The sequence below is a fragment of the Nonomuraea terrae genome (assembly GCF_004348995.1).
Lineage (GTDB): Bacteria > Actinomycetota > Actinomycetes > Streptosporangiales > Streptosporangiaceae > Nonomuraea > Nonomuraea terrae.
The window spans coordinates 35,217-56,753 of the sequence record NZ_SMKQ01000006.1 but is presented as its reverse complement, the minus strand read 5'-3'; the positions used below and the strand labels follow the sequence as shown (position 1 = coordinate 56,753).

Sequence of the window (21,537 nt, the reverse complement as noted above, 5' to 3'; positions counted from 1 at the left end):
GCGTTCCACACTAACCGCCCCACCATGATCGCGCAACGCGACCCGCCACCCCCATGGACGGGCTTCAATACAGAGCTGTACTGTATTGAAATATGACCTCTTCGGAAGGGAGCCCCGAGGTGACCGAGACCGCGGCGTTCAAGCTGCCCCGCGACCGGCCCACGCCGTTCGATCCGCCCGCCGGGCTCGCCGGACTGCGCGAGATCACCCGCCTCAGCTACACCGACGGCCACCAGGGCTGGCTGGTGACCGGTTACGCACTGGTGCGCGAGGTGATGGCGGACCCGCGCTTCAGCGCCCGGGCCGAGCTGCAGCACATGCCCTTCGGGCCCGCGGGGCCCCGGCAGCCCGCGCCGCCCGGGATGTTCCTGTCGACCGATCCGCCCGAGCACACCCGCTACCGCCGTCTGCTCACCGGCGAGTTCACCGTGCGCAGGATGCGACTGCTCACCGAGCGCATCGAGCAGATCGCCCGCGAGCACCTGGACGCCATGGAGCGGCAGGGCCCGCCCGCCGACCTGGTCGAGTCGTTCGCGGCGCCGATCCCGGCGGTCGTGATCTGCGAGCTGCTCGGCGTGCCGGAGGACGAACGGGGCCGGTTCCTGGCCCACGCCGTCACGCTCACGCGGGGCGACCGCCCGCAGGAGGAGATGATGGCGGCGGTGACGGCGATGGTCGCCCACATGCGGGAGCTGGTGGCGGCCAGGCGGGCCAGGCCGGGCGACGACGTGCTCAGCGGGCTGACCAGGAGCGACCTCACCGACGAGGAGCTGGCCAACATCGGCTTCATGCTGCTCGGCGCCGGGCTGGACACCACCGCCAACATGATCGCCCTGGGCGCGTTCCTGCTGCTGTGCCGTCCGGACGAGCTCGCCGTGGTCCGCGCGGACCCGGGGCACACCGATCAGCTGGTGGAGGAGCTGCTGCGCTACCTCGCGATCACCCCCTTCCTCGTCCGGACCGCGCTGGAGGACGTCGAGCTGGGCGGCGAGCCGGTGCGCGCCGGGGAGACGGTGACCCTTTCGATCGCGTCGGCCAACCGTGACCCCGCGCGCTTCCCCGATCCCGACCGGTTCGACCCGCTGCGCCCGGCCGGCGGGCACGTGGGCTTCGGCCACGGCGTGCACCAGTGCCTGGGTCAGCAGCTCGCCCGGGCCGAGATGAGGGCGGCGTTCCCCGCGCTGCTGGCGAGGCTCCCGTCACTGCGGCTGGCCGTCGAGCCGGAGCAGGTGCCGCTGCGTACGGACACGCCCATCTACGGGGTCCGCGCCCTTCCTGTCACCTGGGAGTAGGCGAATAGACTCGCGGCGGCGGTACGACGACGAGCAGGGGGCGGGGGCATGACCGGGGCGACGCGAGCACCACGCCCGGCCGGCCGCCCGCGCAGCCAGGAGGCCGACGCCGCGATCCTCGCCGCCGCGGTCGACCTGCTCATCGAGCTGGGCGCGCAGCAGCTCAGCATCGAGCAGGTCGCCCGGCGGGCCGGGGTGACCAGGGCGACGGTCTACCGCAGGTTCGCCGACAAGACGGCGCTGCTGGTGCGGGCCCTGGAGTGGAACGCCCACGCGTACAACCCCGGCTTCACCGGCTGGCGCGACGTCGAGGACATGATCGCTGACTGGGCGGCCTACCTGGCGTCGCCGCGGCACCGCCGGCTGCTGCGCCGCCTGTGGGGCAGCGTCGACGACTATCCGGAGCTGATGGCGACGTACCGGCCGCTCAAGGGCGGGCAAGGGGCGGCGGCGGTGGACGAGATCCTGCGCCGGGCCCGCGACGCCGGGCGCCTCCCCCAGGACGCCGATCTCGACGCGGTACAGGAGATCCTGCGCGGCGCGGTGTTCAGCGTCGCGCAGGACGCCGACGACGACGCCGGGCGGATCACGGCGTACTTCATGACGATCCTGAAACAGACCGGGTACCGGGCAGTGACAAGGGACCGGAAGAGAATCTAGCCTCGGCGTCCATGGGACCGCCCTGGGCCTGGCGGCCCGTCGCCGCGATCGCCGTGCTGCTGTTCGCGATCCTGCTGGCGCTGAGCCCCGGCTACGGATACCACCGTGACGAGCTGTACTTCCGCGTGTTGTCGGAGCATCCGGCCTGGGGGTACGCCGACCAGCCGCCGATGACGCCGATGCTGGCCGGGGCGGGGATCGCGCTGTTCGGCGACACGGTCACGGGGATCAGGGTGTTCCCGGCGCTGGCGGCCGCGCTGCTGGTGGCGCTGGTGGCGCTGATCGCGCGGGAGCTGGGCGGGGGCCGGGCGGCGCAGGTCATGGCGGCGGCGGGCACGGCGACGGGAGCGTACACGCTGATCTCGGGGCACACGCTGCTGACGGTCAGCTTCGACCTGCCGTTGTGGGCGGCGGCGATCCTGTTCATGCTCAGGGCTCTGTTACGGGATCAGCCGCGCTGGTGGCTCGCGGCGGGCGCGGTCGTGGGGCTGGCCACGTACAACAAGCACCTGATCGCGCTGCTGGTGCTGGGGCTCGCGGTGGGGCTGGCGGCCGTGGGGCCGCGGCGGACGCTGGCGAGCCCGTGGTTGTGGGGCGGGGCGCTGCTCGCGGCGGTGATCGCGGCCCCGAACCTGGTCTACCAGGTGGCCAACGACTGGCCGCAGCTGGCGATGGCGGCTGCGCTGAGCGCGGACGAGGGCGCCGAGATGCGGATGCTCTTCGTTCCGATGCAGCTGGTGTTGTTCGGGCCCGTCGTGCCGGTGATCGCGGCGTTCGGGTTCGTCCGGCTGTGGCGTGATCGGCGGGTGCGGGCCCTGGCCGTGGCGTACCCGGTCGCGGCGGTGGTGACGCTGGTGACCGGAGGCCGGTTCGACTACACGGGCGGGCTGATCCTGCTGCTGTTCGCCGCGGGGTGCGTCGGCGTCGCGGCGGCGGCCCGTACCCGGCTCGCGGGCGCGTTCCTGGCGGTCGGCGCGGTGGGGTCGGCAGTGCTCGCGCTGCCGCTGGTGCCGGTGGCCGGGCTGGCCGGGACGCCGGTGCCGGCGATCAACGAGGTGGCGCGGGAGTCGGTCGGCTGGCCGGCCTTCACGGCGGCGGTCACCGGGGTGCGCGACTCGCTGCCGCCCGCCGAGCGGGACCGCGCGGTGGTCCTGACGGGCAGCTACGGCGAGCACGGCGCGCTGCGCCTGGCCGGGGTGCCGCGCGTCTACTCCGGCCACAACGAGCTCTGGCACCACGGCCCTCCCCCGGCCGACGGCGTCACCGCGATCCTGGTGAACGTCGGGCCGCGCGGGCGGGCGCTGTTCGGCTCGTGCGAGGAGCGGGCACGGGTGGACAACGGCGTCGGCCTGGAGAACGAGGAGCAGGGCATGCCGGTGCACCTGTGCCGGGAACTACTCCAGCCCTGGGCGACAATCTGGCCTATGTGGCGACATTTCAGCTGACCAGATTTCATTTCCTTAAGTAAAGTAACGTTTTACGTTTGCTATTGCTTTGCTGACACGTTCTCTTCACTCTTCTCGGCAGAGGCGTAAAGATCACCTGCCTCCCTCTGCCGTGAAGGAGAGCCCGTGCCCCACACCCTCCGCCGGCGCGCGATCCTGACCGGGATCGTCACCGCCGCACTGTTGTTACCCCAGGCGGTAGCACAGGCGGCGCCCGATCCGGCCAAGATCGACGCCGCTGTCCAGGCGCAGCTGGACCAGGACGACAAAGCCACCTTCTGGGTCCGGATGAAAGGGGACGCCGACCTGAGCGGCGCCCGCCGGGCCGTCACCAAGGACGCCAAGGCCGAGCAGGTCTTCGAAGCCAAGACCGAGCACGCGCGCACCTCCCAGGCCGGTGTGCGCAAGCTGCTCGACTCCCGCGACGCCGACTACACCCCGTTCTGGATCGTCAACGCGGTGCGGGTGACGGCCGGCGAGAAGCTCGCCGCCGAGATCGCCGCGCTGCCGGAGGTCGAGGGCATCGAGCCGGTGCGCACGCTGTCGGTGCCCAAGCCCGACGCCGGCCCCGCCGAGTCCAAGGTGAACGCGGTGGAGTGGAACATCGACCGCGTCAACGCCCCGCGCGTCTGGGACGAGCTGGGCAACCGCGGCGAGGGCATCGTGGTCGCCAACATCGACACCGGCGTGCAGTTCGACCATCCCGACCTGGCGGCGTCGTACCGGGGCAGGAACCCGGACGGGTCGTACACGCACGACTACAACTGGTTCGACCCGGCGGGCATCTGCTCGCCGGGGGCGCCGTGCGACAACAACGGTCACGGCACGCACACCATGGGCACGATGACCGGCGCCAACGGCATCGGCGTGGCGCCGGGCGCGACGTGGATCGCCGCCAAGGGCTGCGAGGTCAACACCTGCACGGACGCCTCGCTGCTGGCGGCCGGGCAGTGGGTCCTGGCCCCCACCGACCTGAACGGCGAGAATCCCCGCCCGGATCTCGCGCCGCACATCGTCAACAACTCCTGGGGCGGTGACGGGTTCGACCCGTGGTACAAGCCGACCGTCGAGGCGTGGGTCGCGGCGGGCATCTTCCCGGCCTTCTCCAACGGCAACGAGGGACCGGCCTGCGACACCAGCGGCTCCCCCGGCCAGTACGAGATCTCCTACAGCGCCGGCGGTTTCGACGTGAACAACGCGCTGTACGCCCGTTCCAGCAAGGGCGAGGGCGAGAACGGCGAGACGAAGCCGAACATCGCCGCCCCCGGCGTCAACGTGCGCTCCTCGACCCCCGGGAACTCCTACGCCAGCTACACCGGCACGTCGATGGCCTCGCCGCACGTGGCGGCCACGGTGGCGCTGATCTGGTCGGGCTCGCCGGGCCTGGAGGGCGAGGTGGCGGCCACCCGTCCGCTGCTGGACAGCACGGCGATCGACGTCGCGGACACCGGCTGCGGCGGCACCGCGCAGGACAACAACATCTGGGGCGAGGGCCGGCTGGACACCTACGCCGCCGTGCGGGCCGCTCCGGACGAGGGCCTGGGGCGGCTGTCCGGCACGGTGAGCGCGGGCGGTGAGCCCGTCTCCGGGGTGACCGTCACGGTGACCGGCCCGCTGACCCGCAGGGTCGTGACGGGCGCGGACGGCGCGTACGCCCTGCCGCGCCTGCTGCCGGGCGCCTACCGGCTGACCGCGGAGAAGTTCGGCTACGAGACGGCCGCCACCGAGGTCACGATCACCGCCGGCCAGGAGGCGGGCGGGGACGTTCCGATGACCGCGCAACCGGCCGGCACGGTGTCGGGCACGGTGACCACGGCGGGCACGCCGGAGCCGGGCGCGACGGTCGCCGCGGCCGGCACGCCGGTGAGCGCGGTGACCGACGCCGCCGGCCGCTACAGCCTGCGGCTGCCGCACGGTACGTACGAGCTGGGGGTCACGCCGGTCTCGCGCTGCTCCAGCGGCGCCACGGCGGAGGTCACGGTGGGCGGGGACGTCGTGCGGGACATCGAGCTGCCGCTGCGCGGCGACGACTTCGGCTACACGTGCGCGAGCGGCCGGCAGGAGTACGTCGCGGGCACCGAGCGGCTGACGCTGACCGGCGACGACGAGGCCCAGCAGATCACGCTGCCGTTCCGGGTCCCGTTCTACGGCACCGGGCACGACCGGGCCTGGATCGGCACGAACGGATACCTGACGTTCGCCGAGGGGCGGGTGACGACCGGCGGCAACGGGCGGCTGCCGAGCACCGGCATCCCGAACAACGCGGTCTACCCGTACTGGGACGACCTGGTGGTGGACGCGCAGGCCGGGATCTACACGGCGGTGACGGGCACGGCGCCGCACCGGACGTTCGTGGTCGAGTGGCGCGACGTCACCTTCTACAACGAGACCGGCCAGCGGGTGTCGTTCGCGACGCTGCTGGGCGAGGACGGCTCGATCGGGTTCCGGTACAAGGACATCGAGAGCGAGCGCGACCAGGGCTCCAGCGCCACCGTCGGCGTCGAGAACGCGACCGGCGACGACGCCCTGCTGTACTCCTACGAGGAGGCAGCGCTGTCCAGCGGGCAGAGCCTGACGTTCACCGCGAGCCGGCACGGCCTGGTCACCGGCACGGTCACCGACGCCAACGACGGCGACCCCATCGCCGGGGCGACGGTGCTGATCGGCGACGCGGCCACGTTCACGACCGGCGAGGACGGCGCCTTCTACGGGCAGGTGCTGGCCGGCGACTACGAGGTCGTGGTGTCCAAGGAGCACTACGGCACCTTCACGCAGGCGGTCACGGTGGCCCCGGGGTCGGTGACGCGGATCGACACGGCGCTGGTCACCGGCCGGGTGAGCGCGTCGGCGGCGGAGCTGACGGTCGTCATGCCGGCCGGGCAGAGCCGTACGCGGACGCTGGAGCTGACGAACCTGGGCGCGCCGACGCCGTACACGGTGACGGGCGGGCCGTGGTTCTCCGTCACGCCGGCGAGCGGCGAGCTGGACCGGGGCGAGTCGGTGACCCTGGAGGTCGAGGTGGCCGGCGACGGGGTGGTGCCGGGAACGTTCCGCGAGGGCACGCTGGTGGTCGAGTCGGCCAGCGGCCGGCAGCCGGCCATCGAGGTGGCGGTGACGGTCGTGGTGCCCGAGCACCAGGTGGCCGTGGACGTGGGCGCCTCGCGGAGCTTCCGGGACAGCGCCGGTGACACCTGGACGCCCGACCGGCGCTACACCCAGGGCGGTCACGGCTACGTCAGCACGTCCAGCCGGGCGCGGAGCACGTCGAGGACCATCTCCGGCACCACCGACCAGGGCCTGTTCCGGACGGCGCGGGAGGACATGCTGGAGTACCGCTTCGACGGCGTCCCGGACGGCGTCTACACGGTGGAGCTGGACTTCGCCGAGATCGAGAACACCCGGATGGGCAAGCGGGTGTTCGACGTGCTGGTCGAGGGGCGGCTGGCGATCCCGGCGCTCGACCTGGCCCTGGAGGCGGGCACGTACACCGCGGTGACCAGGCAGTACACGGTGGAGGTGACGGACGGGCAGCTCAACGTGCGCTTCGCGAGCCGGCAGGGCGCGACGCTGGTGAACGCCGTGCGTGTCTCCGAACGGCCCGACCGCACGGCCCCGTGACGGCCCGAGCCCGTCCCGCCCTCCACGGCGGGACGGGCTCCCGAGCGTGACGTCCCGCGGCGTTCGGACGCCCCCGAGGCCACGGCGCTGAGCCGGGACGGCGGCGAGACGGGTGCCCCCGGGGTTCCGGCGGGCGGGCGGGATCTGTTACTGGTTGGTACATGAGACGTGTGCGGCTGGAGCGGAATCTTCGCGTGCCGATGCCCGACGGCGTGACGCTGCTGGCCGACCACTACGCCCCCGCCCACGGCGGGCCGGCGCCCGTCATCCTGGTGCGCTCGCCGTACGGGCGGCGCGGGATGTTCGGCTGGTACTACGGCCGCGGCTTCGCCCGGCAGGGCTTCCACGTCGTGCTGCAGAGCTGCCGCGGCGGATTCGGCTCCGGCGGCCTGCTCGACCCGCTCGGCGACGAGCACGACGACGGCCTGGCGACCGTGGCGTGGCTGCGCAAGCAGCCCTGGTACGGCGGCTCGTTCGCCATGTTCGGCCCGTCCTACCTGGGCTACGCGCAGTGGGCGATCGCGCCGTACGCCGGGCCCGATCTGAAGGCCATGGCGTTGCAGGTCACCGCCTCGCAGTTCCGGGACGCCGCGTACGTGGGCGGCGCGTTCGCGCTGGAGTCGGCGCTGAGCTGGACCACCCTGACCGACGGCATGTCGCGCCGGTTCGGCGTCGCGGCGGGCTTCACCGCACCCCGGCTGACCCGCCGCGCGGTCCTGTCGGGGCGGCCGGTGGCCGAGCTGGACGTGGCCTCGGCCGGGCGGCCGCTGCGTTTCTACCGCGACCTGCTGACGCATCACGCCGACCCCGCCGCGCCGTACTGGGAGAAGAGGGACTTCTCCGCGAAGGTGGGTGAGGTCGACGCGGCGGTCACCATGCTGGGCGGCTGGTACGACGTGTTCCTGCCGTGGCAGCTGAAGGACTACGCGGCGCTGCGGGCGGCGGGGCGGCGGCCGTACCTGACGATCGGGCCCTGGTACCACGTCGACTCGCGGCACGGGAAGCCGTCGATGGCCGAGGCGTCGGCCTGGTTCCGCGCGCATCTGCTCGGCGACTTCTCCGGGCTGCGGCCCGACCCGGTGCGGATCTACGTGACGGGCGCCGGGGAGTGGCGCGACTACCCCGACTGGCCGGTGCCGGGCATGCGGGAGCAGCGCTGGCACCTGCAGCACGGGTTCGGGCTCGGGGTGAAGGCGCCGCGCGAGTCGGGGCCCGACCGCTTCCGCTACCACCCGTCGCATCCGACGCCGGTGATCGGCGGGCCGGTGCTGCTGGCCGACTCCCGGCCGCGCGACCAGCGGCGGCTGGAGCAGCGCCGTGACGTGCTGGTCTACAGCTCCCCGGCGCTCGAGGCGGACGTGGAGGCGATCGGGCCGGTCCGCGCGGAGCTGTTCGTCCGCGCCGGCACGCCGTACGTGGACGTGGTGGTACGGGTGTGCGACGTGCACCCGGACGGACGGTCGCTGAACGTATGCGAGGGGGTGCGCCGGCTCGGCCCCGAGGACGGGGCGGACGGCGTCCGGCGGGTCGAGGTCGATCTGTGGCCGATCGGGCACCGGTTCCGGCGCGACCATCGGATCCGGGTGCACGTGGCGGCGGGCGCGTACCCGACCATCGCCCGCAATCCCGGCACGGGCGACCCGCTGCCGAGCGGCGGGCGGATGGTGCCCGCCGACGTCGAGGTGTTCCACTCCCCCGGCCGCCCGTCCGCGGTGGTGCTTCCGCTGTGCGCGCCTCGCGGCTGATGTCGCTGGTCCTGCTGCTGCAGACCAGGGGTGGGATGACGGCGGCGGAGCTGGCCGGGGAACTGGAGGTCTCCGAGCGCACGGTGCACCGCGACGTGGTCGCGCTGTCGGCGGCGGGTGTGCCGGTGTACGCCGACCGGGGCCGGGGCGGCGGCTACCGGCTGCTGGACGGCTACCGCACCCGCCTGACCGGGCTCGACCGGGCCGAGGCGGAGGCGCTGTTCCTGTCGGGGGTGCCGGCCGCGCTGCGCGAAATGGGGCTGGAGGAGGTGGCGGCCACGGCCCGGCTGAAGGCCGCCGCCGCGCTCTCCCCCCGGCTGCGCGACGCGCCGGCCGTCGCGGCGCAGCGCTTCCACCTGGACGCGCCGGGCTGGTTCGCGGGCGACGACCCGCCGCCGCCCGCGCTGGCGCCGCTGGCCAGGGCGGTGTGGAACGACCGGCGGGTGGCGGCCGTGTACAAGGACGCCGAGCGGGTGCTGGAGCCGTACGGGCTGGTGCTGAAGGCGGGGGCCTGGTACCTGGCGGCCCGGCTGAAGGAGCGGTTCCTGATCTTCCGGGTGCACCGGTTCGGCGAGGTCGCGCTGCTGGACGAGCCGTTCGAGCGGGATCCGGGCTTCGACCTGGCGGCGTACTGGAAGGAGCAGTCGGCGGCGTTCACCCGTTCGCTGCTGCGGGACGTCGTCACGCTGCGGCTGAGCGAGCGCGGGGTGCGCATGCTGCGGCACATCGCCGACCCGGCCGCGCTCGCCGACGCCCTGGCCTCGCTGCGGCCCGACGGAACCGTGCGGCTGGCGGTGGAGTCGGTGGAGGTGGCGTACTCGCAGGTGCTGCGGTTCGGGCCGGAGGCGGAGGTGCTCGGCCCGCCGGAGCTGCGGGCGATGGCCGCGCGGGCCGCCGCCCGCATGGCCGCGCTCTATGGGGATCAGCCATAGGCCTCCGGCCGCGTCCGGGATCAGCCGTAGGCCTCCCGGCCGGCGGCCGGGATCAGCGGTAATCCTCCCAGCCGGCCTCGCCGCCCTTCTCCCGCACTTCGGTGATGTACCGCCAGACCTGCGGGCGGCTGCCGTCGGCGTCGGTGACGCCGTACGCGGCGGCGAGGTCGCCGCTGGTGACGGAGCCGCCCGTCCACCGCCGCCGGTCGGGGTCGCGGGCGAGGGCGGCCACGCCGCGGCCGGTGTAGAGCGGCGTCTCGGAGACCATCCAGGTCGGATCCGCTTCGGCCGCGCGCCAGTTGTCCTCCGTGACGCCGAAGTTGTCGAGCATCACCTCCGAGCGCAGGAAGCCCGGAGTGACCGCGACGGCCGTGCCGCCGTGCGGGCGCAGCTCGTGCGACCAGGCGAACGCCAGCCGGTTGACCGAGGTCTTGGCCAGGTCGTAGTAGACGTTCTCCCGGTAACGCGTCTCGTTGAACTCCTTGGTGCCGTCGGTGACCTCGACGACCAGGCCGCCCTCGTGCTCGACGAGGAGAGGGAAGAGGTGGCGGCTGGTGATGATGTGGGTGTCGACGGCCAGCCGGAGCAGCCGCAGGCCCTTGGCGAGGTCGTGTTTCCAGACGGGGGTGTCCCACTCCCACAGGGGGTCGCCGCCCCACACGTCGTTGACCAGCACGTCGAGCCGGCCCTGCTCGCTCCTGACGCGGTCGGCCAGCTCGGCCACCTGGGCCGGGTCGAGGTGGTCCGTCCGCACGGCGATGCCGGTGCCGCCGGCCGCGGTGACCAGCTCGGCGCTCTCCTCGATGGTCTCCGGCCGGTTCAGCTCCGAGCGCGCCTCGCGCGTGCTCCTGCCCGTGCAGTAGACGGTCGCGCCGGCCTCGCCCAGCGCGACCGCGATGCCTCGTCCGGTTCCGCGGGTCGCTCCCGCCACCACAGCAATCATGCGGCCGATCGTGCCAGGGAAAGCCGACATCTCCTGTCATCTTTCCGGCGGGTTCGCCGTTCGGCGCGGCTGAGCGACCATTCGGCGATCACGCGCTGACCGCGGCCGCCTCGCTGTGGTTAAGGTGCAGGTTGCGGATCGTGCGGCCTTCAGGAATGCGTCTCACATATCGAGATAAGCCCCATATTTTAGGCCAAACCGTAATATGCACGACATTGGGGTTAATAACCCCGTAAAGCTAACCTCCCTCCATTGACTACACGTCAGGAGACGGTGACATCCGGCTCCTGATCCACTCATCGGAGGGTCGATGACTACCGGGGAACCCGGGCAGCCGCGTACCGACCGCAGCCCGTGGAACTGGCTGCTGGTCCTGCCGATCGTGCTGCCGCTGCTGACATTCCTGTACAACGCCGACGAGCCCCGCCTGCTGGGCTTCCCGCTCTTCTACTGGCTCCAGATCGCCTTCATCGTGGTCGGCGTCGCCACCACCACGCTCGTCTACAGGATGACGAAGTGAGCGCGCACACGACCGAGCTGGTCGTCTTCGTCGTCCTGTTCCTGATCGTCAGCGGCATGGGCTTCGTGGCCGCCCGCTGGCGCCGCCCGAACGACCTGGCCAGCCTGAACGAATGGGGCCTGGGCGGGCGGAGCTTCGGCTCCTGGATCACCTGGTTCCTGGTCGGCGGCGACCTGTACACCGCCTACACCTTCGTCGCGGTGCCCGCCCTCGTCTTCAGCTCCGGAGCCCTGGGCTTCTACGCGCTGCCGTACACGGTCGTGGTGTATCCGCTGGTCTTCCTCGTGCTGGCGCGCATGTGGTCGGTGTCGCACGTGCACGGGTTCGTCACGCCGGCCGACTTCGTCCGGGCCCGCTTCGGGTCGCCGACGCTGGCCCTGGTCATCGCGATCACCGGGCTCGTGGCGACGATGCCGTACATCGCGCTGCAGCTCGTCGGGATCGAGGCGGTGCTCAAGGCGATGGGCATCACCGGGCACCTGCCGATCATCATCGCCTTCGCGATCCTGGCGGCGTACACCTACCAGTCGGGCCTGCGCGCGCCCGCCCTGATCGCGTTCGTGAAGGACTCGCTGATCTACATCGTGATCCTGGCGGCGGTCATCTACATCCCGGCGCAGCTGGGCGGCTGGGACTCGATCTTCGACGCGGCCAAGGCCAAGTTCGACGCGACGCCGAACCAGAACGACGGCATCGCCCTCACCGCGGCCAACCAGCTCCAGTACATCACGCTGGCGTTCGGCTCGGCGCTGGCGCTGTTCCTCTACCCGCACAGCCTCACCGGCGTGCTGGCCTCCAAGAACCGCAACGTCATCAAGCGGAACATGTCGGCCCTGCCCGCCTACAGCTTCCTGCTGGGCCTCATCGCCCTGCTCGGCTTCATGGCGATCGCCGCCGGGACCAAGCCGGTGACGACGGACGGCAAGGCCGACACGAACACGATCGTGCCGGTGCTGTTCGACCAGATGTTCCCCGACTGGTTCGCCGGCGTCGCCTACGCCGCCGTCGGCATCGGCGCGCTCGTCCCGGCCGCCATCATGTCGATCGCGGCGGCGAACCTGTTCACCCGCAACATCTACCGCGAGTACATCAACAAGGACGCCACCGACGCCCAGGAGGCCAACGTCTCCAAGCTGGTGTCGCTGGTGGTCAAGGTGGGCGCGGTGCTCTGCATCCTGCTGCTGGACCCGCAGTTCTCGATCGACCTGCAGCTCATCGGCGGCGTGATCATCCTGCAGACGCTGCCTTCGGTGGCGCTGGGCCTGTACACGCGCTGGTTCCACAAGGGCGGCCTGATCGCGGGCTGGGCGGCCGGCCTGGCGGCGGGCATGTGGATGCTCTACCTCATCCCCAACCCGGCCAACGGCAAGCAGCACTTCGGCGGCTCGGCGTTCGGCCTGCAGAACCTCGGCTTCGACACCACGATGACGATCTACGCCGGGTTCCTGGCGCTGGCCGTCAACCTGGTGGTGGCGGTGATCGGCACGCTGATCTTCCGCGCCGCCAAGGTGGCCGACGGCGAGGACGCGACCAGGCGCGGCGACTACTTCGCCGACGAGGGCGACCCCGACGTCAAGGACCTGGACCTGGCCGGCTCGCACTGACCCCGCCGGCCCGCCCTCCCACGGCGGGGGGCGGGCCGTCAGTCGCGAGTGAGGTGACCGGGGTTGGCGACCTCCAGCTTGGCGCGTACGGCCTGCTCCAGCACGGCGAGGAGCGGGCCGTCGTCGGGCACGCGGCCGTCGCGGATGGCGGCGGCCAGCTCGGCGTCGTCGGCCACGCCCAGCTCGGCCAGGCGGGCGGCGTGCTCCGCGGCCTGCGCCGGGCCGAGCTCCAGCTCCCGCTCGACCATGCCGAGCACGTTCACCGCCACCCGGGTGTGGTAGCGGACCCGGCCCTCGACGGCCGGCAGCACGTCGCTCTGGAGGAAGTCGCGTACGGCGGCCACGAGCTCGGCGGCGGTGGGAACGTCATGCGGTTCGGTGCGCGTCACAAGCACCTCATTAGCAGAGTAGGAGCCTGATCCCAAGACGGAATCGTCCAGGAGCCGGAGGATTCGCCGGATTTCGCGGGTGAGGGTGGCAGGGTGACCATCAAAGCCCTCCTGAGCCTCGCCCTCGCCGCGGCGCTCATGCCCGCGGTCCCCCATGCCAGGGCGTCCGATGCCTTGCATGAGTGCGCCCGCGCCGAGACGCGGTGCGACGGCACGCTGCCGGTCCCGCTGGACTGGGACGACCCCGCCTCCGAACGCATCGAGGTCGCCTTCGCCTGGATCCCCGCCGCGAAGGCCGCGGCCGGCACCATCCTCGCCAACCCCGGCGGCCCGCTGCCCGCGCTGCCCGGCGTGCCGCGCGTCCAGCAGACGCTCGGCCCGGCGCTCCGAGCCAGCCGATCGAGGGCGCGCAGTGGGCCGGTTACCTGGCCTACCGGTGCGGTGACGGGGGCTTCCCCTTCGACCGGGAGGCGGGGCCGGACGAGCGGCAGGAGCAGCTCGCCGCGCACTACCAGCGGGAACGGCCGCTGGCCCCTTACACGCCCGCCGACCTGGGCCTGGACGTGCGCGCCGGCCTGGAGTTCTGCGTGCACTGGCCGACGCCGCGGCCCAGCCCGGTGCTGCCGCCCGGCGCGGACCTGCCCGGTGTGCCGATCCTGGTGGTCGGCGGTGACTTCGACACGCACACGCCGGCGGAGGTGGCGCGGGCGATGCGCGTCTTCCCCGGCGCGACCTTCGTGCGGGTCCCCTTCGGCACGCACAGTCTCGCCTGGGGCGCCGGCGAGGCCGGAGCGTGCGTGCGCGCGGTGCTGCGGTCGTTCGTGACCCGCCACCGGGTGCCGGAGGCGCGGTGCGGCGCGGAGAACTACCGGGCGACCGGGGCGTTCCCGCGCTCGCCTGCCGAGGTCGCGCCGGCGCCCGTGCCGGGACTGGACGCGGGGCGGCGGCGGGTGCTCGCGGCGGCGTTCGCCACCGCGGCCGACGCCGTGGCGCGGCGCAACCCGTACAACCTGGTCCACGGACTCATGACGGAACAGCCCGGGTTGCGGGGCGGCCAGGTCGCCTTCGGGGACGGGGTGATCACGCTGGACCGGGCCGTCTTCGTGCCCGGAGTGGCGGTGAGCGGGCGGATCACGCTCACGCCGGACGGTCGCGCCGCCGCCTCGCTCGAGGTCTCGCGGGCCCATCGGGTCCAGCTGTCGTGGACGGCGTTCACGCCGCACGAGCGTCCGGCCGTGTCGGGCACCTTCGACGGGACACCGTTCGAGTTCCGCCCCTGATCGAGATTTCAGGATTTATCTGGGTTAGATCATGTAACGGCTAGTCTGCGGCCATGCACACCGCCTCGCCCCTCGCCCCGTCACCTGCGCTCAGTCCCAGGCTCATCCACGCCGAGCTCTTCGTCGTGTTGTCGGTCTCACTCGGCGCCAGTGGGCTGCTGGCGTTCGTCCGGCTGATCGGGGCGCTGACCGCGCCGCGTGAGCTACAGGGTCAGCAGGCCGTGCTCGTCGGGTCGATGGCGCCCGGCAGGCCGTGGCTGGACCTGACGCTGCAGCTCGTCCAGATCGCGATCGCGGTGGCGCCGGTCGGGCTGGTGGCGTACCTGCTGGCGCGCTCGGGCGAGTCGATGCGCACGATCGGGACCGACTTCCGGCGGCCGGGCTCCGACCTGGCGCGCGGCGCGGTGCTGGCGGCGGCCATCGGGGGCTCGGGGCTGGCGTTCTACCTCGCGGTGTGGGCGCTCGGGGTGAACCTGACCGTGGTGCCCGGCGCGCTGCCCGAGGTGTGGTGGCAGGTGCCGGTGCTGCTGCTCGCGGCGGCGCAGAACGGGGTGCTGGAGGAGGTGATCGTCGCCGGCTACCTGCTGCACCGGCTCGGCCAGGCCGGCTGGGGGCCGTGGAAGGCCATCGTGGTGTCGTCGCTGCTACGTGGGTCGTACCACCTGTATCAGGGGTTCGGCGGGTTCGTCGGGAACGTGGTGATGGGGCTGGTGTTCGGGTGGGCGTACCGGCGGTGGGGCCGCGCGATGCCGCTGATCGTCGCCCACACCCTCATCGACGCCGTGGCCTTCGTCGGGTACGCCTTCCTGCACGGCAGGGTGAGCTGGCTGCCGTGAACCCGTTGACCCGGCCCCGGATCCATATTGAGATCGTTTCATGAGCTTCGCCGTGCCCGAGAGCGTACGCCCGATCCGTGACGCGGTGTACGCGTTCATGACCGAGCGGGTCGAGCCCGCGGAACCGGTGCTGCACGCGGGCGGGCCCGAGGCCGCGGCGCTGCTGGGCGAGCTGCGCGCGCAGGCGAAGAAGGAGGGCCTGTGGGCCCTCGGCCACCCGCGTGAGCTGGGCGGGGGCGGGCTGCCGTTCCTCGACTACGTCTACGTCAACGAGGTGCAGGGGCGCAGCGAGTACGGGCAGCTGGCGCTGGGGACGTACACGCTGCAGGACTCGCTGATGCTGCACGAGCACGCCTCCCCCGAGCAGCGCGAGCGCTTCCTGGCGCCGCTGGTGCGCGGCGACATCTCGCCGAGTTTCGCGATGACCGAGCCGGGCGTCTCCAGCAGCGACCCGACGCAGATCACCACGTCGGCGGTGCTCGACGGCGACGAGTGGGTGATCAACGGGCACAAGTGGTTCACGACCGGGGCCTCGCGGGCGGCGTACACGACGGTGATGTGCCGGACCGAGCAGGACGCGCCCCGGCACCTGGCGTTCTCCATGATCCTGGTGCCGACCGACACGCCGGGCTACACGATCGTGCGCGACACGCCGGTGCTGGGCCTCGGCGGGGCGCACTGCGAGGTGCGCTACGAGGACGTCCGGGTGCCCGCCTCCAACCTGCTCGGGGCGCGCGGCCAGGGGTTCGTCATCGCGCAGAAGCGGCTCGGCCCCGGGCGCGTCTTCCACTGCATGCGCTGGCTGGGCCAGGCGCAGCGGGCCTTCGACCTGATGTGCCGCAGGCTGCACGAACGGCAGGCGTTCGGCGAGCCGCTGGCGGCCAAGCAGCTGATGCGGCAGCACGTCTTCGACTCCTACACCGAGATCCAGTCCGCGCGCCTGCTCACCCTGCACGCCGCCGAGACGATCGACGCGGGCTCGCAGGCCAGGGTCGAGATCGGGGCGATCAAGGTGGTGGGCGCGCGGATGCTGCACAACGTCATCGACCGCGCCATCCAGGTGTACGGCGCCGCGGGGCTGACCCCCGACACGCCGCTGGAGCGGATGTACCGGCACGCCAGGGCCGGCCGCATCTACGACGGTCCCGACGAGGTGCACATCGACGCGGTCGGGCGGCGCATCCTGGGCGCGTACGCGGCGGGCGGCGGCTGGGAGTTCGGCCTTCGATGACCGATCTGCTCGCGATCCTGCGCGAGGCGCTCGGAGACGGGGCGGTGATCGCGTCCAGCACGCGGCTGCCCGGCGGCGCCTCCCGCGAGACCTGGGCCCTGGACGCCGTCACCCCCGGCGGGGGACGGCACGAGCTGATCCTGCGGCTGGACTCCCCCGGCGCGCCTCCCGAGGGCGGCGGGGCGGCCGGGTGGGGGCTGGCCGCCGAGGCGCGGCTGATGCGGGCCGCGGCGGGCGCCGGGGTGCCGGTGCCGCGGATCGTGGCCTGCGGGGAGACGTACATCCTCATGACCCGCGTGCCCGGCGAGACGATCCCGCGCAAGATCCTGCGCGACGACGCGTACGCGGCGGCCCGGCCGCGGCTGGCCCGGCAGTGCGGGCAGGCGCTGGCCGCGATCCACCGGATGCCGCTGTCTTCGGTGCCCGACGACGGCGGGCAGGATCCGCTGCTGCGCTGGCGCGACGTGCTGGACCAGCTCGGCCAGCCGCATCCGGTGTTCGAGCTGGCGCTGCGCCGGCTGGCCGCGACCCGGCCGCCCGGCGGTCGCCGGACGGTCGTGCACGGCGACTTCCGCAACGGCAACCTGATCGTCGGTCCCGAGGGGATCAGGGCGGTGCTCGACTGGGAGCTGGCCCACGCCGGCGACCCGCTGGAGGACCTCGGCTGGCTGTGCGCGAAGGCGTGGCGGTTCGGCTCGCCGCTGCCGGTGGGCGGCTTCGGCGGCTACGACGAGCTGATCGAGGGGTACGAGCGCTCCGGCGGGCAGCTGGTCGAGCGGGAGGCGCTGCGCTGGTGGGAGACGTTCGGGGTGCTCAAGTGGGGCGTCATCTGCGTCATGCAGGCGATGCGGCACCTGCGCGGCGGCGCGCGGTCGGTCGAGCTGGCCGCGATCGGGCGGCGGGTGTGCGAGACGGAGTGGGACCTGCTGAGCATGCTGGACGAGCTGCCGCGCTCATCACGGGGCTGATCACGGGCTGATCACGGCGCTGATCACGGCGCTGATCACGGCGCTGATCACGGCGCTGATCAGCTGGGCCGCCGCAGGGCCCGCCGCAGCGGCGAGAGCAGGAGCAGCACGCCGAGCAGCGCGTACAGGCCGGTGACCCCCGCCAGGGTGCCGGGCGGCTCGCCGATCTCCGCGCCCGGCAGGGTGCCGGCCAGGCCCATGGCGGCGTCGAGGTCGAGGGCGAACAGCGTGCCCGTGGCGGCGAGCGGCACGCCACAGGCGAGCGCGGCGGCGGGCCAGGCGGTCAGCAGCGTGACAAGGACGGCGACCGCGGCGAGGTAGCCGAGCCCGGCGGGCGCGGGCGCGAAGGCGGCGTTGCCCGTGCGCAGGGCTCGGGCGGCGGCTTCGGTGAGGGAGCAGAGGGGCACGAGCGCGGCCAGCCCGGCGACCGCTCCCAGCAGGTGACGTACGCGCTCATCCATCCCCGCTCACCGCCTCCTTCCTGCGCAGACCTTATCCGGCGGGCCCCGGCGGGGAACGGGATTTCAGCCGGGCAGGGCCGCCACGGCGACGATGGCCGTGTTGATCGCGATGTGCGTGACGATCGCCGGCCACAACGCGCCGGAGCGGGCCCTGATCCAGCACAGGATCGACCCGATCACGGCGACGGCGGCGATCGCGACCGGGTCGAGCGCGATCCCGCCGTCGCCGACGTGCACGCCGTGGCCGATCGCGAACACCGCCGTCACGATGACGCCGCCCCACCCCATCGGCGCGCCGAACACCCGCCAGGGGCGGCCGAAGACGTGGTCGAGCAGCGCGAGCAGCGCTCCCCGCCACAACAGCTCCTCGGTGGTGCCGGGCAACGTGAGCTGGAACAGCAGGTTCTCGAACGTCGGGCCGGCCGTCGCGACGCCGTTCGCCCAGTTGAGCAGTGTGTAGAGCAGGACGGTGACGACGGCGGTGACCGCCACCGGCCGCGCCGAGCCGGGCGCCGTGCGCACGGTCAGGCCGGAGCGCTCGCGCAGGGCGGGGCCGGCCAGCGCGAACAGCAGCGTCACCATGGCCAGGTCGATCAGCCTGCCCTGCCAGTTGCGCTCCAGGCCGCCGAAGAACCCGAGGTCGGGCGTCCCGATGAGGCCGAAGGTGGACAGCGCGGTCAGCCCGGCGGCGACCAGCAGCGGGCGCGGGCCGTCCACCCGCCGGGCCAGCACGGCCGGCACGGTCAGCGCCAGACCCGGCAGCACGAGCGCGGCGGCGAGGATCGCCGCCACACCGAGCCGCGCGCCGACCTCGCCCGGCCCGGCCACCACCAGGGCGAGCGCGGTCACCGCCGCGAACGGCGCGCACGCGAACGCCAGCGCCCGCCCTGGGACGTGCGGGCCCGTGTCGACCGCCGGGATCGTCGGGGTCGTCATCGCCCTCCTCCGAAAAGCCGGTCGGCGTTACACCGCCGGCCTCGCCCGCCGGGTGGCTCGTCCAGGCGAACGGCCGCGACCCTGGTCACCCCACGAGATTACGGCGGTGATCTCCTGGCCGGAAAGTCCCGGGACCACCCGTCAGGGGAAGTCCTTCGGGTTGATGGGGCTGGTGGTGGCGTTGCCGCCCCTGACCACGTTGAGGGTGAGGGTCCAGACCCGCGCCGCGGTGGCGGTCGTGACGTACGTCAGCCGCCGGTCGAAGCGCTGATAGACGGCGCTGCGGGTGAAGCGGCCCTTGGAGGTGCTGAAGCGGTAGCCGGTGGTGAAGTAGATCCGGTACGTGCCGTCCCTGACGTCCTTGATGCTCGCGGTGGAGCGGGCCCGCACGTAGATGCTGATCGCCTTGGTCTTCCCCCTGACCAGGGTGACCACGCCGTCCTTGGCGGTGCCGTTCTTGATCGTCAGCCGGCCGAGGCCGCCGCTGTAGCGGTCGTAGATGATGCGGCCGTTGGCGGGGCGGGCCGCGGCGGCGCTCTGGGACACCGCGACGCCGGCCCGCTCCGTCGTGGCCGTCGTGGTCGTGGCCGCGTTGGCGGGGACGGCGGTCAGTAACCCGCCGGCCAGTGCGACGGCCGCGACGACGCCGGTCTTGCGGGGGGTTCGTTCGAGAAATCTCATCACGTGAACATCTCCTTGCCATGGTCAGCGCCCCACCATAGAAGATCTCCAACGTTTGAGACAGCCGTTATGCACTGAGACCCAGAAATAGAAAAGGGCATTTCCCTCCTTTTCGGGGCGAAATGGCACGCGCATATAGCGCGATATTTCGGGATGAGGGGGCTGACGGGGTCTCAGCCGGCGGTCTCGCACTCGCGCAGCCGGCGTCGCAGGTGGGCCCGTTCCGGCTCGGTGCCGGCCAGGGCGAGCGCCTCCCGGTAGGCCGCCGCGGCCTCGCCTCCGCGGCCCAGCCGCCACAGCAGCTCCGCCCGCGCGGTCGCGTACGGCGGGTAGCCGCGCAGCCGCGGCTCGCCGGCCAGCTCGTCGAGCAGCGCGAGCCCCTGCTCCGGGCCGTCGCGCAGCGCCACGGCGACCGCCCGGTTGAGCGCGATGACCGGGGAGGGGTCGATGCGCAGCAGCACGTCGTAGAGCGCCACGATCTGCGGCCAGTCGGTGGTCGCGACGTCGGCGGCCTCGTCGTGCAGGGCGGCGATCGCGGCCTGCACGCCGTAGAAGCCGGGCGGGCCGCCGGTGAGCGCGGCGACCACCAGGACCTGGCCCTCCTCGATCATCGTGCGGTCCCAGCGGCCGCGGTCCTGCTCGTCGAGGAGGACGAGCGCGCCGCCGGGGCCCGTCCTGGCGGCGCGCCGGGCGTGGATCAGCAACATCAGCGCGAGCAGGCCGGCGACCTCGCGTTCGCCCGGCAGCAGGCGGCGCAGGATGCGGGCCAGCCGGATCGCCTCCTCGGCCAGGTCGAGCCGCTGGAGGTCGGGGCCGGAGCTGGCGGCGTACCCCTCGGTGAAGATCGAGTAGATCACCTGGAGCACGCCCGGCAGCCGCTCGGGCAGCTCGTGCGGATCCGGCACGCGGAACGGGATGCGCGCCTGGCGGATCTTGTTCTTGGCGCGGACGATCCGCTTGGCCATGGTGGCCTGCGGGAGCAGGAAGGCGCGGGCGACCTCGGGGGTGTTCAGCCCGGCCAGGCAGCGCAGGGTCAGCGCGACGCGGTCCTCGGCGGGCAGCGCGGGGTGGGCGCAGGTGAAGAACAGCTGCAGCCGCTCGTCGGGCAGCTCGCCGCCGGGATCGGCGGGCGGCGCGCCCGCCGCGCGCTCGGCCTCCACCTGCAGCAGGGCCAGGCGGGCGGCGTACGCGCGGTCGCGGCGCAGCCGGTCGACGGCCCGGCGCCTGGCCGTGGTCATCAGCCAGGCGCCCGGCTTCGGCGGGACGCCGCTCGCCGGCCAGTGGACCAGGGCCGCCTCGATCGCCTCCGAGGTGACCTCCTCGGCCAGGTCGAGGTCGCCGAAGCGGCGTACCAGCGCGGCGAGCAGCCGGCCGCGTTCCTCGCGGAAGATCGCCTCCACGGAGGAGCCGACCGGAGCCGCGGCGGCGGGATCGGGGGCGGGCCGGTCCACGGGTCAGACGTCGAACTCGGCGACCGGACGGATCACGACGGAGCCGGCGCGGGCTCCCGGGCAGCGGGCCGCCCAGTCGAGCGCGACGTCGAGGTCGGGCACGTCGATGACGTAGAAGCCGCCGAGGACCTCGCGCGTCTCGGCGAACGGCCCGTCGGTGACCGTCCGGCCGCCCGAGGAGTCGACGCGGACGGCGGTGGCGGTGGTCAGGTCGGCCAGCGACTCACCGGCGACGAAGACGCCCGCCTCACGGACGGCCTTGTCGTAGGCGGCCCAGTCCTCGAACGTGGGCACGTCGCACTCCGGGGCCTCCTCGGCGGGGGCGTTGATGAGCAGCATGTACTTCATGGTCGTTCTCCTCTGTCGTCGTGCGGCGGGGTCGCCGTCGCCCTGTCCACGAACGGGACGGACCGAGAAGGACACACTTCCAGAAATTTTTCCCCTTCGATTTTCCTCAGTTCTCCCGGGGAGGACCAGGCAGGGGCGCACGAGAAGCCGATGAGCGGGCGCCCTCCCCCGGTCGCCGGCCCCCGCATCGGTGCCGA

The 21,537-nt window shown here is 72.9% G+C and carries 19 protein-coding genes; 12 read left to right on the top strand and 7 right to left on the bottom strand.

The genetic code is table 11. The features are described 5' to 3' along the window. Positions 1-92 precede the first annotated feature (92 nt). From E1286_RS03995 to E1286_RS03970, 6 genes are all read left to right on the top strand, one after another. On the top strand, positions 93-1,292 hold the full coding sequence (locus tag E1286_RS03995) for a cytochrome P450 (protein ID WP_132608910.1): 1,200 nt from the start codon (positions 93-95) through the stop codon (positions 1,290-1,292). Between the two features lie 48 nt (positions 1,293-1,340). Next, on the top strand, positions 1,341-1,952 hold the full coding sequence (locus tag E1286_RS03990; protein WP_132608909.1) for a TetR/AcrR family transcriptional regulator: 612 nt from the start codon (positions 1,341-1,343) through the stop codon (positions 1,950-1,952). Positions 1,953-1,963: 11 nt separating this feature from the next. Beyond that, on the top strand, positions 1,964-3,397 hold the full coding sequence (locus tag E1286_RS03985; protein WP_132608908.1) for a glycosyltransferase family 39 protein: 1,434 nt from the start codon (positions 1,964-1,966) through the stop codon (positions 3,395-3,397). 126 nt (positions 3,398-3,523) lie between these two features. After that, the gene (locus tag E1286_RS03980) at positions 3,524-7,015 is read left to right on the top strand and encodes a S8 family serine peptidase (RefSeq protein WP_132608907.1); all 3,492 of its coding nucleotides are present in this window, start codon (positions 3,524-3,526) and stop codon (positions 7,013-7,015) included. A 161-nt stretch (positions 7,016-7,176) separates the two neighbouring features. Beyond that, positions 7,177-8,760, top strand: coding sequence for a CocE/NonD family hydrolase (locus tag E1286_RS03975; RefSeq protein ID WP_187368112.1), 1,584 nt, complete (start codon positions 7,177-7,179; stop codon positions 8,758-8,760). Continuing rightward, entirely contained in the window at positions 8,742-9,692 is a 951-nt protein-coding gene (locus tag E1286_RS03970) for a helix-turn-helix transcriptional regulator (protein WP_132608906.1), read from the top strand. The genes E1286_RS03975 and E1286_RS03970 overlap by 19 nt, the downstream gene beginning before the upstream one ends. A 52-nt stretch (positions 9,693-9,744) precedes the next feature. Here the strand turns inward: E1286_RS03970 and E1286_RS03965 are convergent, their stop codons facing one another. Continuing rightward, complete coding sequence (locus E1286_RS03965; protein WP_132608905.1) at positions 9,745-10,635, bottom strand: SDR family oxidoreductase; 891 nt, start codon at positions 10,633-10,635, stop codon at positions 9,745-9,747. A 310-nt stretch (positions 10,636-10,945) separates the two neighbouring features. On the opposite strand from E1286_RS03965, the gene E1286_RS03960 reads away from it, so the two are divergent. Both E1286_RS03960 and mctP read left to right on the top strand, forming a co-directional pair. Continuing rightward, positions 10,946-11,155: a DUF3311 domain-containing protein gene (locus E1286_RS03960; RefSeq protein WP_111183040.1), complete on the top strand. Its 210-nt coding sequence runs from the start codon at positions 10,946-10,948 to the stop codon at positions 11,153-11,155. After that, entirely contained in the window at positions 11,152-12,759 is a 1,608-nt protein-coding gene (gene mctP / locus E1286_RS03955) for a monocarboxylate uptake permease MctP (RefSeq protein WP_281282616.1), read from the top strand. The genes E1286_RS03960 and mctP overlap by 4 nt, the downstream gene beginning before the upstream one ends. Positions 12,760-12,797: 38 nt before the next feature. Here the strand turns inward: mctP and E1286_RS03950 are convergent, their stop codons facing one another. After that, positions 12,798-13,148 carry a DUF6285 domain-containing protein gene (locus tag E1286_RS03950; RefSeq protein ID WP_132608904.1) on the bottom strand — a complete coding sequence of 117 codons (351 nt, stop codon included), beginning with the start codon at positions 13,146-13,148 and terminating at the stop codon, positions 12,798-12,800. Positions 13,149-13,711: 563 nt separating this feature from the next. Between E1286_RS03950 and E1286_RS03945 the strand changes: the two genes are divergently transcribed. The 4 genes from E1286_RS03945 to E1286_RS03930 are packed head-to-tail and all read left to right on the top strand — an operon-like array spanning position 13,712 to position 17,463. Further along, complete coding sequence (locus E1286_RS03945) at positions 13,712-14,428, top strand: alpha/beta hydrolase (RefSeq protein WP_223189525.1); 717 nt, start codon at positions 13,712-13,714, stop codon at positions 14,426-14,428. A gap of 53 nt (positions 14,429-14,481) precedes the next feature. Further along, positions 14,482-15,264 carry a CPBP family intramembrane glutamic endopeptidase gene (locus tag E1286_RS03940; RefSeq protein ID WP_132608902.1) on the top strand — a complete coding sequence of 261 codons (783 nt, stop codon included), beginning with the start codon at positions 14,482-14,484 and terminating at the stop codon, positions 15,262-15,264. Positions 15,265-15,304: 40 nt separating this feature from the next. After that, positions 15,305-16,495, top strand: a complete 1,191-nt coding sequence (locus tag E1286_RS03935; protein ID WP_132608901.1) for an acyl-CoA dehydrogenase family protein — start codon at positions 15,305-15,307, stop codon at positions 16,493-16,495. Continuing rightward, on the top strand, positions 16,492-17,463 hold the full coding sequence (locus tag E1286_RS03930; protein ID WP_132608900.1) for a phosphotransferase family protein: 972 nt from the start codon (positions 16,492-16,494) through the stop codon (positions 17,461-17,463). Before E1286_RS03935 ends, E1286_RS03930 begins: the two co-directional genes overlap by 4 nt. Positions 17,464-17,522: 59 nt before the next feature. Here E1286_RS03930 and E1286_RS03925 read toward each other — a convergent pair whose 3' ends face one another. The 5 genes from E1286_RS03925 to E1286_RS03905 all read right to left on the bottom strand — a co-directional run bounded on the left by E1286_RS03925 (position 17,523) and on the right by E1286_RS03905 (position 21,340). After that, positions 17,523-17,924: a hypothetical protein gene (locus tag E1286_RS03925; RefSeq protein ID WP_132608899.1), complete on the bottom strand. Its 402-nt coding sequence runs from the start codon at positions 17,922-17,924 to the stop codon at positions 17,523-17,525. Between the two features lie 63 nt (positions 17,925-17,987). After that, positions 17,988-18,860, bottom strand: a complete 873-nt coding sequence (locus E1286_RS03920; RefSeq protein ID WP_132608898.1) for a CPBP family intramembrane glutamic endopeptidase — start codon at positions 18,858-18,860, stop codon at positions 17,988-17,990. Between the two features lie 141 nt (positions 18,861-19,001). Continuing rightward, complete coding sequence (locus E1286_RS03915) at positions 19,002-19,541, bottom strand: hypothetical protein (RefSeq protein WP_132608897.1); 540 nt, start codon at positions 19,539-19,541, stop codon at positions 19,002-19,004. A 173-nt stretch (positions 19,542-19,714) separates the two neighbouring features. Next, positions 19,715-20,992, bottom strand: a complete 1,278-nt coding sequence (locus tag E1286_RS03910; RefSeq protein ID WP_132608896.1) for an RNA polymerase sigma factor — start codon at positions 20,990-20,992, stop codon at positions 19,715-19,717. A gap of 3 nt (positions 20,993-20,995) precedes the next feature. Further along, positions 20,996-21,340 carry a YciI family protein gene (locus tag E1286_RS03905; RefSeq protein WP_132608895.1) on the bottom strand — a complete coding sequence of 115 codons (345 nt, stop codon included), beginning with the start codon at positions 21,338-21,340 and terminating at the stop codon, positions 20,996-20,998. Positions 21,341-21,537 lie beyond the last annotated feature (197 nt).

Excerpts from the sequence above, each read along its gene's own strand:
- E1286_RS03995 (WP_132608910.1), top strand. The coding sequence starts at position 93 with ATGACCTCTTCGGAAGGGAGCCCCGAGGTGACCGAGACCGCGGCGTTC.
- E1286_RS03990 (WP_132608909.1), top strand. The coding sequence starts at position 1,341 with ATGACCGGGGCGACGCGAGCACCACGCCCGGCCGGCCGCCCGCGCAGC.
- E1286_RS03985 (WP_132608908.1), top strand. The coding sequence starts at position 1,964 with ATGGGACCGCCCTGGGCCTGGCGGCCCGTCGCCGCGATCGCCGTGCTG.
- E1286_RS03975 (WP_187368112.1), top strand. The coding sequence starts at position 7,177 with ATGAGACGTGTGCGGCTGGAGCGGAATCTTCGCGTGCCGATGCCCGAC.
- E1286_RS03965 (WP_132608905.1), bottom strand. The coding sequence starts at position 10,635 with ATGATTGCTGTGGTGGCGGGAGCGACCCGCGGAACCGGACGAGGCATC.
- E1286_RS03960 (WP_111183040.1), top strand. The coding sequence starts at position 10,946 with ATGACTACCGGGGAACCCGGGCAGCCGCGTACCGACCGCAGCCCGTGG.
- E1286_RS03940 (WP_132608902.1), top strand. The coding sequence starts at position 14,482 with ATGCACACCGCCTCGCCCCTCGCCCCGTCACCTGCGCTCAGTCCCAGG.
- E1286_RS03935 (WP_132608901.1), top strand. The coding sequence starts at position 15,305 with ATGAGCTTCGCCGTGCCCGAGAGCGTACGCCCGATCCGTGACGCGGTG.
- E1286_RS03930 (WP_132608900.1), top strand. The coding sequence starts at position 16,492 with ATGACCGATCTGCTCGCGATCCTGCGCGAGGCGCTCGGAGACGGGGCG.
- E1286_RS03925 (WP_132608899.1), bottom strand. The coding sequence starts at position 17,924 with ATGGATGAGCGCGTACGTCACCTGCTGGGAGCGGTCGCCGGGCTGGCC.
- E1286_RS03920 (WP_132608898.1), bottom strand. The coding sequence starts at position 18,860 with ATGACGACCCCGACGATCCCGGCGGTCGACACGGGCCCGCACGTCCCA.
- E1286_RS03915 (WP_132608897.1), bottom strand. The coding sequence starts at position 19,541 with ATGAGATTTCTCGAACGAACCCCCCGCAAGACCGGCGTCGTCGCGGCC.
- E1286_RS03905 (WP_132608895.1), bottom strand. The coding sequence starts at position 21,340 with ATGAAGTACATGCTGCTCATCAACGCCCCCGCCGAGGAGGCCCCGGAG.